The sequence below is a fragment of the Cellulosimicrobium protaetiae genome (assembly GCF_009708005.2).
GTDB lineage: Bacteria > Actinomycetota > Actinomycetes > Actinomycetales > Cellulomonadaceae > Cellulosimicrobium > Cellulosimicrobium protaetiae.
In genome coordinates this window covers 4,378,427-4,390,442 of the sequence record NZ_CP052757.1, presented here as the reverse complement: position 1 = coordinate 4,390,442, position 12,016 = coordinate 4,378,427, and the positions used below count along the sequence as shown (strand labels likewise).

Sequence of the window (12,016 nt, the reverse complement as noted above, 5' to 3'; positions counted from 1 at the left end):
CACCGAGGGCCCCGCCGGAGCGGGGCCCTCGTGAGCGCATCGGAGGCGGACTACTTGTCGAACGCGTCCTTCACGTCGTCGCCCGCCTGCTTGAGGTCGGCCTTCGCCTGGTCGGCCTTGCCCTCGGCCTCGAGCCGCTCGTTGTCCGTGAGCTTGCCCGCGCCTTCCTTGAGCTTGCCGCCGGCCTCCTCGGCCGCGTGCTTCGCCTTGTCTCCGAGTCCCATGGGTGCTCCTCTCGTCGGAGGCACGACCGTAAGCACGGGTTCCGTGACTCGCACGCGGTCGGGCCGAGGGGGTGTGGTGGGATGTGCGGGTGCAGCACGACACCACCCTCGACGGCTTCGGCGTCCGCCTCGTCCCGCTCGACGAGACCCACGCTCCCGCGCTCGGCGCCCTCGTCGACGACGGCATCTGGGCCGGCATGTCCAGCCGCGTGCCGAGCGGGACGGAAGCGATGACCGCCTACGTCCGCGACGCCGTCGCCGCACCCGGTCGGCTGGCGTTCGCGGTGGTCGGCGCTGGGTCGGACTCGGGGTCCGGCGGCACGCCCGGCGACGCGGACGTCGTCCGCGGGTCCACGTCCCTCTACGAGTGGGTGCCCTCGCAGGGCCGGATCGAGCTCGGCTCGACGTTCTACGCGCGCGAGTGGTGGGGCGGCGTGACCAACCCGGCGTGCAAGTACCTGCTGCTGCGCCACGCGTTCGAGGACCTCGACGTCGCGCGCGTCGCGCTGCGGGCCGACGCGCGCAACAGCCGCTCCATCGGCGCGATCCGGCGCCTGGGCGCCGTGCCCGAGGGCGTGCTCCGCGGCCACCGCGTCGCACCCGACGGGTCCCGCCAGGACACGGCGTACTTCTCGATCCTGCTCGACGAGTGGCCGACCGTCCGCGACGGGCTGCTGGCCCGCCTCGACGCCCTCGTGACCTCGGCGCCGACGGGGCCTGTGGACAACGGTTCGGAGAGGCCCGTGCGCCGCTAGCGTGCGACGCGCCCCGACGCTCGGGGTCGTCGACGAAGGGGGCCGCACGCCATGCACCACGAACCGCCCGAGCCCGTCTGGGACTGGCAGAAGAGGGAGCGGCCGCGACCGCGCGCTCCCCGAGTGACTGTCGACGTGCCTCGTGCTCCACGCACGGTTCATCGCGCCGGACTCGTCGTGACGCTTCTCGGGCTTGCCGCGCTCGTGTGCACGGCGTTCAGCTTCGCCACGCTCCTCCTGGTCGCCTTCTTCGACTGGGCCTGGGGCGGTACGACGCTCGACGGTGTGCTCCTCCTCGTCCTGGCCGTCGGCTCGCTCGGACTCGTCCATAGCGTGCTGGGCGCTGTGCTGACGAGCGCGGGCGTCGCCCGGTGGGTGCTCTTCGGTTCGTGTGCCCTCGGCGGCGCCATGAGCCTCGGCGCCGTCGCATGGATCACGGTGCTGATCCCGGTCGCGAGCCCGTACTGGGCCGCGGCCGTCATCGGGATGCTGTTCACGGCCGCCGTCGACATCGTGTCGGCGTACGTCGCGCTGAGGGGAGACGTGCGTGACCACGCCCGGGCCGTCCGGCAGGCGCGCCGGTCGGCCCGGGCGGCGACGAGACTGGTCAGGAGCGGGGCGTGACCCGGCCCGAGAGGTGCAACCGGCCCTTGCCGTCCCACGCCTGGTAGACGACGCCCGTCGCCGGGCTGCCCGCACCGTCGGGAACGGCAGGGGCGACCTGTCCGACGGCGTCCCGCACCGCAGCGGGCACGTCGCGCGCGGGGCGCAGCGCGACGTCGACCGTGCTGGGCAGCAGGACGGGCTTCGCGAACGACACCGTCCAGTCGTAGGCGTCGCCGCGGCGCGGCCCTGCCTCGGCGAGCGCCCGCGCGGCGGTGTACATCCCGTGCGCGATGGCGCGCGGGAAACCGAACGCCTTGGCGCCGAGCCCCGACGTGTGGATGGGGTTCCGGTCGCCGGAGACGGCCGCGTACGCGCGGCCGGTCCCCGCGCCGAGCGCCCACCGGGCCGTCGGGAGCGGGGGGACGAACGTCTCGGTGCCCGGCGCCGCCGCGGCGTCCTCGTCCACCGGGCCGCCCGGGAGCGTGACGCCCTTCGCGAGGTACGTCGAGACCCCCCGGTAGGCGAGCGTCGTCGCCGACAGCCCGCTCCCGGCTGCGCGCTCGTCGTCGGTGCGCTCGACGGAGACCTCCGTGACGAGGTCCACCTGGACCCCGCGCCGGTGCGGCCGCAGCCCCTCGGCCCAGGCCCGCACCTCGAGCGTGTCCCCGAGCCGCACCGGGCGCAGCACGGACACCGAGTTCGCGAGGTGCACCATGCCGAGCAGCGGCAGCGGGAAGTCGGTCCGGACCATGACGGCCGTCGCGAGCGGGAACCCGAGCACGTGCAGGTACCCGGCGGGGAGCACCTCCGACGGGGCCTCGCCCACGAGGCGCGCGTACCGCGCCAGGTGCGCGGCGCTGCCCACGTGGCCGGGAGCGGTGGCGTCGCCTGTCGGCACACCTGCGACGCGGTACGTGACGTCGGGCAGCGCGAGATCGTGCCGTCCCCGGCCGGGGAGTCGGTGCGCCGCCGCGATCCGCCCCGACGCCGCGACCCCGCGCACGTACAGCCCGCCGAGCCCGGGGATCGCGGGCAGCGTCTCGACGCGCTCGGGCGCGGCGCCGACGGGAGACGCCGCGGCGCCGTCGGGCGACGTGGGCGCGGCGGTCACCGGCCCACCACGTTCTGCCCGCACACGCGCAGCACCTGGCCGTTGACGCCCGCGGCTCCTGGCGACGCGAGGAACGCGATCGCCTCGGCCACGTCCACGGGCTGGCCGCCCTGCTGGAGCGACGCGACGCGACGCGCGACCTCGCGCTGGACGAACGGGATCGACGCCGTCATGTCCGTCTCGATGAACCCCGGCGCGACGGCGTTCGCCGTGCCGCCCGGCCCGCCCGGCGCGGCGAGCAGCCGAGCGAACGCCCGCGTGTGCCCGATGACGCCGGCCTTCGAGAACGCGTAGTTCGACTGGCCGCGGTTGCCCGCGATGCCGCTCGTGGACGCGAGCGAGACGATGCGCGGCTCCGAGGAGAACCCGTTCGCGCCGAGCAGGTACTCCGTGATCCGGAGCTGCGCGGCGAGGTTCACCGCGACGACGGCGTCCCACTTGTCCGCGGACATGTTGGCGAGCAGCTTGTCGCGCAGGATCCCGGCGTTGTGCACCAGGACGTCGATCCCGCCGTGCCGTGCGCGGGCGTGCTCGAGGATGCGTGCGCCCGCGTCGTCGGCGGTCACGTCGAGCTGGAGCGCCGTGCCCTTGATCTCGTTCGCGACCTTGGCGAGCGCCTCGCCCGCCGCGGGGACGTCGACCACGACGACCTTCGCGCCGTCGCGCGCGAGCGTCCGGGCGACCTGCGCCCCGATGCCGCGCGCCGCGCCGGTGACGACGGCGACCTTGCCCGCGAGGGGCTGGTCGAGTCCGGCGCCGGAGCCCTGGTCCCCCGAGGGAGCACCCTGGTCCGACGGCGCGCCGGCGCCGACGCGGAGGAGCTGGCCGTCGACGAAGGCGGACTTCGCCGACAGGAAGAAGCGGAGGGTTGCGAGGACGTTCGGGCTGTCGACGGGGGCGTCGTCGGTGACCTGGATGCCGTTACCGGTGGCGCCGTAGCGGAGCTCCTTGGCGACGGAGCGCAGGAGGCCGTCGACGCCCTCGCGGGCGGCGGCGAGCTCGGGGGAGTCGGTGTCGGCGGGCGCGCGCGAGATCGTCACGACGCGGCCGTTCGGCGCGAGGCGGCGCAGGCTCGCCGACAGCGCCAGGACGGGCGCGGACGCGTCTTCCGGGCGCTCGATCCCGCTGAGCACGACGACGACCGCGCCCCAGCGGGTCGTGTCGTCCGCGGTCTGGCGCACGTCGAGGTCCCAGGCCAGCAGGGCCTCGGCGACGCGGTCGGCGTCGTCTCGGACGCCGGGCGTCCCACCGAGGACGAGCACGGGCCCGACGGTGAGGGGGTCGCCCGCGCGGAAGCGGCGCAGGACCGCCGGGCGCGGGAGCCCGAGCTTCTTGGCGAGCGTCTTGGTGACGCCGGAGTTGACGGCCTTGACGTAGGAGTCGGTCACGGGTGGTTCCTCTCGGGTCGTCGGTCGGGCCGTCAGGCGGCGGTGGTGTCGTCGGTGCGGTCCGCGGCGGGAACCGACTCGAGGATCGCGGCGACGCCGAGCCCTCCGGCGGCGCACACGGAGATCAGCGCGCGAGCGGGCGCTCCGGTCTCGGCGGTCTTCGCGGCGAGGAGCTTGGCCGCCGTCGCGACGATGCGCCCGCCCGTCGCGGCGAAGGGGTGGCCCGCGGCGAGCGAGGACCCGTTGACGTTGAGCCGCGAGCGGTCGATCGACCCGAGCGCGCCGTCGAGCCCGAGCTCGGTGCGGCAGTACTCGTCGTCCTCCCAGGCCTTGAGCGTCGTGAGGACCGTGGAGGCGAACGCCTCGTGGATCTCGTAGAGGTCGAAGTCGCCGAGCGCGAGGCCGTTGCGCGCGAGGAGGCGCGGCACGGCGTGGGCCGGGGCCATGAGCAGGCCCTCGTGCCCGTGCACGAAGTCGACGGCCGCGGTCTCGGCGTCGACGACGCGCGCGAGCAGCGGGAGGTCGCGCTCGCGCGCCCACTCGGCGGACGCGAGCAGGACGGTCGACGCGCCGTCGGTCAGCGGCGTCGAGTTGCCCGCGGTCATGGTCGGCTCGGCGCTGCTCCCGTCGCCCGCCGCCGCCCCCGCGAGGCGCTTCCCGTACACCGGCTTGAGCGCGGCGAGCTTCTCGAGCGACGAGTCGGTGCGCAGGTTGTCGTCGCGCACGAGCCCGCGGAACGGGGTGACGAGGTCGTCGAAGAAGCCGGCGTCCCACGCGGCCGCGAGGTGCTCGTGGCTCGCGAGCGCGAGCTCGTCCTGCGCCTCGCGCGTGATGCCCCAGCGAGCCGTCGTGATCGCCTGGTGCTCGCCCATGGACAGGCCGGTGCGCGGCTCGTCGGTCGCGGGGGTGAGGGGCGCGAGGTCGGAGGGGCGCACCTTCGCGAACGCCTTGACGCGCTGGCCGAAGGTCTTCGCGTGGCTGGCCTCCAGGAGCGCCCGTCGCAGGCCCTCGCTCACGGCGATCGGTGCGTCGGACACGGTGTCGGAGCCGCCCGCGACACCCGACTCGACCTGGCCGAGCCGGATCTTGTTCGCGACGGTGATCGTCGCCTCGAGGCCGGTCGCGCACGCCTGCTGGAGGTCGTAGGCCGGGGTCTCGGGGGAGAGGGACGAGCCGAGCACGGACTCGCGCACGAGGTTGAAGTCGCGCGAGTGCTTGAGCACGGCGCCGCCGACGACCTCGCCGAGCCGCTCGCCCTGGAGGCCGAAGCGCGCGACGAGTCCTTCGAGCGCGGCCGTGAACATCTCCTGGTTGCTCGCGGACGAGTACTTCTTCCCGGCGCGCGCGAACGGGATGCGGTTCCCGCCCACGACCCAGGCGTCGCGGGGTGCGCCGGGGGTGCTGGTCGCGGGGGCCTGCTCGGGGGTCTGGCGGGGGCTCTTGCGGATGGCCACTGTGCCTCACTTCCTGTCCGTGCTCGCTGCGCTGCGTCGGTCCCGGCCCGGGGAGTGCGCCTCGGTGCGACGTCGTGCTCGACGGCGCGGGGAGGCGGGGGAGAGGGCCGGATGGTGTCCAATACCAAGAGTACCTGATACTCTCGGTTTCGTGAGTCGGGTCACAGGGCCGTGCCCTGCCCCGACGCGGTGCCGAGAGACAGGTGCCGACGACATCGAGGTCGGGCGCAGACGGAGGGCGACGTGAACACAGGTGCCGACGCGCGAGCGGCCACCCGAGGGCGGGTGCAGCCGGGCGCGGCGGTGGACGGCAGGTCGACCCGCTGGGACGAGCACCGGGCGGCACGCCGCGCGGAGCTCATCCGGGCGGCGAGCAAGGCCGTGCACCGCGGAGGACCCGGGGTCTCCATGGACGAGATCGCGGCGGCGTCGGGGACGTCGAAGTCGATCATCTACCGCTACTTCGACGACAAGACGGGCCTGCAGGTCGCGTTGGGCTCCGCCGTCGTGGGACAGATGCACGACGCGTTGACCCAGGCGGCCGAGTCGGCCGAGACGCCCAAGCGCGCGCTGCGCGCGATGGTCGGCGTCTACCTCGAGATGATCGAGAGCTCGCCCAACGTCTACTACTTCGTGACGCGTACGAGTGCCGTCGCGGGCACGGAGGAACCGGCGGCCCAGCTCGCGGCCAGCGGTCTGACGAACGGCGTGAGCGGTGCGGACCGCGCGCCCCTCGCGGCGTTCCTCGACTCGGTGATCGAGCTCGTCGCCGAGCCGTTCGCGCGCGTCACCGACGTCTCGCCCGCCGACGCCGCGGCGTGGGCCGCAGGTGCCGTCGGGTTCGTGCGCGGCGCGGGGGAGTGGTGGCTCGGCCACCGCGACCGCCCGGACGTCCCCGACCGCGAGCAGCTCACCGAGCGCGTCGCCGCCTGGCTCTGGGCCGGTCCGGTCGGCGTCCTCTCCCACAACCCGGGCACCCCCCGCTCCCACGACGACCGGCGCACGCCCGCGACCCGTCGCGACGGCGTCCGCCCCGCCACCGACCGCCCCGAGCACCCGGCGACCGCCTCAGACCTCAAGGAGATCCCATGACCGCCACGTCCGACCGTCCCGCCGTCGCGCCGCGCGCGTCGACCCCGGGTGACGCGAGCGCGACGCCGCAGGGCGAGGCCCGCGTCGACGTCGCCTCCCTCGAGAAGCTCCTGCTCGGCCGCTGGGCCGACCTGCGCGCGACGGCGCGCGCCACCGCGGGCGAGCAGGCGTTCCAGCGCATCGAGGGCCTGAGCCTGCGCGAGCACCGCGAGCGCGTGCTGGAGCAGATGCACCTGCTCGTCGGCAAGGGGCAGGTCTGGCGCGGGTACCCCGAGCGCCTCGGCGGCGCGGACGACGCGGGCGGCAACCTCGCCGGGTTCGAGGAGCTCGTCGCGGCCGACCCGTCGCTCCAGATCAAGGCGGGCGTGCAGTGGGGCCTGTTCGGTGCGGCGATCCTGCACCTCGGCACGCCCGAGCAGCAGGACCGCCTCCTCCCGGGCGCGATGGACCTCTCGGTACCGGGTGCGTTCGCGATGACGGAGATCGGCCACGGGTCCGACGTCGCGAGCATCGCCACCACGGCGACGTACGACCCGGAGACCGAGGAGTTCGTCATCCACACCCCGTTCCGCGGGGCGTGGAAGGACTACCTCGGGAACGCCGGCGTGCACGGCGTGGCCGCGGTGGTGTTCGCGCAGCTGATCACGAAGAACGTCAACCACGGCGTGCACGCCTTCTACGTGCCCATCCGCGACACCGACGGCGAGCGCGACGAGCTCGGCCGCCTGCCGTTCCTGCCCGGCGTGGGCGGCGAGGACGACGGCCAGAAGGGCGGGCTCAACGGCATCGACAACGGCCGCCTGCACTTCGACCACGTGCGGATCCCGCGCACCGACCTGCTCGCCCGCTACGGCTCGGTCGACGCGGACGGCACGTACTCCAGCACCATCGAGAGCCCCGGACGCCGGTTCTTCACGATGCTCGGCTCGCTCGTCCAGGGCCGCGTGTCGCTCGACGGCGCCGCGGTCACCGCGTCGAAGCTCGGCCTCGCGATCGCCGTGCGCTACGGCAACGAGCGCCGCCAGTTCACCGGCGCGAGCGCGACCGAGGAGGTCGTGCTCCTCGACTACGGCACGCACAAGCGCCGCCTCATCGTGCCCATCGCGGAGACGTACGCCGCGCACTTCGCGCACGACCGCCTGCTCGACCTGTTCCACTCGGTGTTCTCCGGCGAGGAGGACACCCCGGAGCAGCGCGAGGACCTCGAGACGACGGCTGCCGCGCTCAAGGCGACGAGCACGCGGTTCGCGCTCGACGTGCTCCAGGAGACGCGCGAGGCGTGCGGCGGCGCGGGCTTCATCACGGCCAACCGCATCACGAGCCTGCGCGCGGACCTCGACGTCTACGCGACGTTCGAGGGTGACAACACGGTCCTGCTCCAGCTCGTCGCGAAGCGTCTGCTCGCCGACTACGGCAAGCAGTTCAAGGGCATCACCCCGGGCCAGATGGCGCGCGTCGTCGTCGAGCGCGCGGGCGACATGGCGCTGCACCGCACCCCGCTCAAGCGCGCGGCGCAGGCGCTCGCGGACGTCGGCGACCCGCGCCGCGCCGCCGGCCACCTGCGCGACCCCGAGACGCAGCGCGCGCTGCTGACCGACCGGGTCGAGACGATGGTCGCGGACGTCGCGCAGGCGCTGCGCCCCGCGCAGAAGGCCGACCCCGAGACGGCGACGAACCTCTTCAACGCCCACCAGGTCGAGCTCGTCGAGGCGGCGCGCGCCCACGCGGAGCTGCTGCGCTGGGAGGCGTTCACGCAGGCGCTCGACACGATCGAGGACGCGGGCACGCGCGAGGTCCTCACCACGGTCCGCGACCTGTTCGGCCTGAGCCTCGTCGAGCGCCACCTCGCGTGGTACCTGCTCAACGGCCGCCTCTCGACGCAGCGCGCCCGGACGGTCACGAGCTACCTCGACCGCCTCATCGACCGGCTGCGCCCGCACGCCCAGGACCTCGTGGACGCGTGGGGGTACGGCCCCGAGCACCTGCGCGCGACGATCGCGTCCGGCATCGAGAAGGAGCGCCAGGACGAGGCGCGCGACTACTACCGGCGCCTGCGCGCGAGCGGTGACGAGCCGCGGAGCGAGAAGTCGCTGCGCAAGGCCGCCAAGGGCGGCCCTCAGGCCCGCTGACGCCCACCGGCGGGCCCTGAGAGGGCCGCCGGTCGGCAGGTCCCCGGAACGTCCTCGGCACAGCAGGCGGAGCGGTACCGCCGCCGAGGGTCAGGCCCGGGCGGCACGACGTCCACCAGCCGTCGTGCCGCCCGGGCCGTTGCTGTCCCGGCCCGGTCCGGCCTCGCCGTCGTGTTCGACCGCGGGCGGCATCGTGCTCGGCGTGAGCCGAGGCGTTGGAAGTCAGGTCGGGTTGCAGCGGGCCGCCATCGTGGCGAGCAGCCCGACGTCGGGCCGCCACGGCTCCAGGTTCCACGTCGCCTTGTCCGGGGCGCCGACGGCGTGGCACACGAGCTGGTCGTGCATCGTCGGGGTGTCGGACTCCGGTTCGGCGGCGACGACCTGCGCCCACACGAGCTCCTGGCCCGCCTGGCCCGCACCGCGCGCCCACGCGGTCGGGTCGACGGCGAGCGAGCGCCCGCCTTCCCGGTCGCCCCAGTCGGTGCTCCGGACGGCCTGCGTGCCGAGCGTCACGACGACGTCCCACGCCGCCGCCGGGCCGTCGCCGGCCGAACCCGTCCCGCCCGCGTCGTCGCCCGGGGCGCTGTCCGCACTGTCGGCACCGGCCGCGGAGCCCGTCGTGATGCCCGACGGCGCCCCCGCCGCGGGCACGAGCGTCACCTCCGCGTGGTGCGCGTCGACGAGCACGACCTGCACGCCGGGAGAGCCCGGCCTGCCGTCCACCGCCGCGCCGTGCGGGGCGATGTCGTGCGCACCGAGGACGCGCGGGGCGTCGAGCCCTCCGACGGATGTGCCGGCGTCGTCCAGGACGGTGAGCGTGCCGTCGGCGTGGCGCACGAGCGAGCCGTCCTCGACCGAGATCCGCGCAGGGGCGTCGGCGAGGACGAGGCGGACGTCCGACGTCCCCTCGTCGCCGGCCGAGACCGCTACCGCCGGGTCGCCTTCACCCGGAGTGGTGGAAGGGGGCGGGGGCGCCGCGATCTCGACGACGACGGGTCCAGCGGGCACGCGCACGACGTCGGGCTCTGCGGTATCAGCCCTGCCCGACTCCGTGGCGTCATCGTCGGCGGCGGACGTGTCGTCCGCCAGCGTCGTCGTGGCAGCGCCGGAGCTCGGTGCCGCGCCGTCGCCGGGCGTGCACCCGGCGAGGACGGCCGATGCCAGGGCTCCGGCGGAGAGCGCGAGCACGACGGCTCCGCGTCGCCGTCGCGCACCGGCGCGGCCGGTCCGGGTCACGACGGCACGGGGAGCAGCCCGGCCCAGCGCCGGCCGAGGTCGACGAGCCCCACGCGGTCGAGCGCGTCGACCTCGTCGGGCGTGAACCAGCCGACGTCGTCGGTCGACTCGTCCTCCTCGACGCGCAGCTCGCCGCCCACGACGTGCGCGCGGTACACGATGCGGATGCCCTGCATCGACCGGCCGCGATCCTCCGGGCGGAGCCGGTCGGCGGCGTCGACGACGATGCTGTCCACGCCGAGCAGTCCGTCGAGCTCGACGTCGTAGCCGGTCTCCTCGCGCACCTCGCGCACGGCGGCCGCCTCGGGGTGCTCGCCGGGGTCGATGCCACCCCCGGGCAGGGTCCACCCGTCGTGGTCCCCCTCGCTCCAGTGAGGGAGGAGCATCCTCCCGTCCTCGCGGACGATCACGGCGTAGGCGGCGACACGGATCTGCATGGGCGGCATGGACCCATCATGCGCGACGGACGTCGCCGTTCAGCGGGAGCGACCGTCGTCGTCGGAGCCGTCGTCGACCTCGTCCTCGAGGCGGGAGACGTCGGAGAAGGCGATCTGGCGGTGCCGTACCGAGCGGTTGTACAGCCACGTGACGAACGAGAGCACGATCCCCAGGCCCACGAGCGCGCCCGCGATGACGTACTGCTCCTGCTGCTCGGCGCTGCGCGCCCACGGCCCGGCGAGGTACGCGCACGTGAGCGCCCCGAGGACCGCGAGCCAGGTACGGGTCCGGAAGTGCTGGTGGTCCACGCGGTCGCGGCGCAGCACGAGGAGCGCGATGTTGACGATCGTGAAGACGACGAGCAGGAGCAGCGACGTCGTGCCGCCGAGCAGCGCGATCGCGTTGGTGCCCGACTCGGTCCCCGACTGCCGCACCACGTAGACGATGAGCGCGAACGAGATGGCCGTCGTGACGAGGATCGACACCCACGGCGTCCGCCGGAACGGGTGCACCTGACCGAACGCGCGCGGCAGCACGCCCTGGTTCGACATGCCGTAGAGCAGGCGCGACGCCATGAGCATGTTGATGAGCGCCGAGTTCGCGACGGCGAACATGCCGATGAACGGGAAGATCGTGTCGAACGGCAGGTTCGGCGCCCCTGCCGCGACGACCTGCGTGAGCGCCGAGCCCTTCGAGTCGTCCACGAGGTCGCCGACGGGGACGAGCGCGACGGCGGTGATCGCGACGAGCACGTAGATCGCGCCCGTGATCGACAGCCCGGTGAGCATCGTGCGCGGGAAGTCGCGCACGGGGTTCTTGCACTCCTCGGCCATGTTCACCGAGTCCTCGAACCCGACCATGGCGAAGAACGCGAGCGTCGTCGCGGCGGTCACGGCGAGGAACACGCTCTTGTCGTCCGCGCTCTCGAACACGACGACGCGGGAGAAGTCGGCCCTGCCCTGCGTCGTCGCCCACAGCCCGACGAAGATCACGAGCAGCAGGCCGGACAGCTCGACGAGCGACAGCACGACGTTCGCCCGGACGCTCTCGCCGACACCCCGGAAGTTGACGAGCGCGACGAGAGCCATGAAGCCGAGCGCGATGAGGAGGCGGCCGTCGCCGCCCGTCGGGAGAGCCAGCCCGAACCCGTCGGAGACGAACCCCGCGAACGCGTTGGACGCCGTCGACGCCGACGTGATGCCCGAGCTCATGACCATGAACGCGACGACGAACGTCAGCAGGTGGATGCCGAACGCCTTGTGCGTGTAGAGCGCGGCGCCGGCGGCGCTCGGGTACTTGGTGACGAGCTCGAGGTAGGAGAACGCCGTGATGGTGGCGACCACGAACGCGAGCAGGAACGGCAGCCACGCCGCCCCGCCGACCTCGCCCGCGACCTGGCCCGTGAGCGCGTACACGCCCGTGCCGAGGATGTCCCCGACGATGAACAGGAGCAGGAGCTTGGGCCCCATGACGCGCTTGAGCTCCGGCTGCTGGCGTTCTTCCGTGCGACCCGCGGTCTGGCTCATGAGAGGCTCCCTCGCGTCTCGGACGTCCCCGGACCTCCATGGAACCCCCGGCCAGGG

The 12,016-nt window shown here is 74.2% G+C and carries 11 protein-coding genes; 4 read left to right on the top strand and 7 right to left on the bottom strand.

The features are described from left to right. Window positions 1-50: 50 nt before the first annotated feature. Window positions 51-224, bottom strand: coding sequence for a CsbD family protein (locus FIC82_RS18905; RefSeq protein WP_154799510.1), 174 nt, complete (start codon window positions 222-224; stop codon window positions 51-53). Window positions 225-313: 89 nt separating this feature from the next. Between FIC82_RS18905 and FIC82_RS18900 the strand changes: the two genes are divergently transcribed. Both FIC82_RS18900 and FIC82_RS18895 read left to right on the top strand, forming a co-directional pair. Further along, window positions 314-979: a GNAT family N-acetyltransferase gene (locus tag FIC82_RS18900; RefSeq protein ID WP_168732112.1), complete on the top strand. Its 666-nt coding sequence runs from the start codon at window positions 314-316 to the stop codon at window positions 977-979. 177 nt (window positions 980-1,156) lie between these two features. Beyond that, entirely contained in the window at window positions 1,157-1,603 is a 447-nt protein-coding gene (locus FIC82_RS18895) for a hypothetical protein (RefSeq protein ID WP_154799509.1), read from the top strand. Here FIC82_RS18895 and FIC82_RS18890 read toward each other — a convergent pair. The 3 genes from FIC82_RS18890 to FIC82_RS18880 are packed head-to-tail and all read right to left on the bottom strand — an operon-like array spanning window position 1,587 to window position 5,532. Then, entirely contained in the window at window positions 1,587-2,696 is a 1,110-nt protein-coding gene (locus FIC82_RS18890; RefSeq protein ID WP_168732111.1) for a MaoC/PaaZ C-terminal domain-containing protein, read from the bottom strand. The two genes, FIC82_RS18895 and FIC82_RS18890, sit on opposite strands and share 17 nt — an antisense overlap. Continuing rightward, complete coding sequence (locus tag FIC82_RS18885; protein ID WP_168732110.1) at window positions 2,693-4,084, bottom strand: 3-oxoacyl-ACP reductase; 1,392 nt, start codon at window positions 4,082-4,084, stop codon at window positions 2,693-2,695. Before FIC82_RS18885 ends, FIC82_RS18890 begins: the two co-directional genes overlap by 4 nt. A gap of 32 nt (window positions 4,085-4,116) precedes the next feature. Next, a complete protein-coding gene (locus FIC82_RS18880; protein ID WP_168732352.1) occupies window positions 4,117-5,532 on the bottom strand; it encodes an acetyl-CoA C-acetyltransferase in 1,416 nt (471 codons plus the stop codon). A gap of 249 nt (window positions 5,533-5,781) precedes the next feature. On the opposite strand from FIC82_RS18880, the gene FIC82_RS18875 reads away from it, so the two are divergent. Next, a complete protein-coding gene (locus FIC82_RS18875; protein WP_253691284.1) occupies window positions 5,782-6,630 on the top strand; it encodes a TetR family transcriptional regulator in 849 nt (282 codons plus the stop codon). Next, the gene (locus FIC82_RS18870; protein ID WP_154799508.1) at window positions 6,627-8,759 is read left to right on the top strand and encodes an acyl-CoA dehydrogenase family protein; all 2,133 of its coding nucleotides are present in this window, start codon (window positions 6,627-6,629) and stop codon (window positions 8,757-8,759) included. The genes FIC82_RS18875 and FIC82_RS18870 overlap by 4 nt, the downstream gene beginning before the upstream one ends. 222 nt (window positions 8,760-8,981) lie before the next feature. Here the strand turns inward: FIC82_RS18870 and FIC82_RS18865 are convergent, their stop codons facing one another. The 3 genes from FIC82_RS18865 to FIC82_RS18855 are packed head-to-tail and all read right to left on the bottom strand — an operon-like array spanning window position 8,982 to window position 11,959. Next, a complete protein-coding gene (locus FIC82_RS18865; RefSeq protein ID WP_154799507.1) occupies window positions 8,982-9,947 on the bottom strand; it encodes a DUF2599 domain-containing protein in 966 nt (321 codons plus the stop codon). Between the two features lie 44 nt (window positions 9,948-9,991). Beyond that, window positions 9,992-10,432: an NUDIX hydrolase gene (locus FIC82_RS18860; protein ID WP_154800564.1), complete on the bottom strand. Its 441-nt coding sequence runs from the start codon at window positions 10,430-10,432 to the stop codon at window positions 9,992-9,994. A 39-nt stretch (window positions 10,433-10,471) separates the two neighbouring features. Further along, window positions 10,472-11,959, bottom strand: coding sequence for an APC family permease (locus FIC82_RS18855; RefSeq protein WP_154799506.1), 1,488 nt, complete (start codon window positions 11,957-11,959; stop codon window positions 10,472-10,474). Between the last annotated feature and the right edge of the window lie 57 nt (window positions 11,960-12,016).

Coding starts and splice junctions, on each gene's coding strand:
- FIC82_RS18905 (WP_154799510.1), bottom strand. CDS start 224: ATGGGACTCGGAGACAAGGCGAAGCACGCGGCCGAGGAGGCCGGCGGC.
- FIC82_RS18870 (WP_154799508.1), top strand. CDS start 6,627: ATGACCGCCACGTCCGACCGTCCCGCCGTCGCGCCGCGCGCGTCGACC.
- FIC82_RS18860 (WP_154800564.1), bottom strand. CDS start 10,432: ATGCAGATCCGTGTCGCCGCCTACGCCGTGATCGTCCGCGAGGACGGG.
- FIC82_RS18855 (WP_154799506.1), bottom strand. CDS start 11,959: ATGAGCCAGACCGCGGGTCGCACGGAAGAACGCCAGCAGCCGGAGCTC.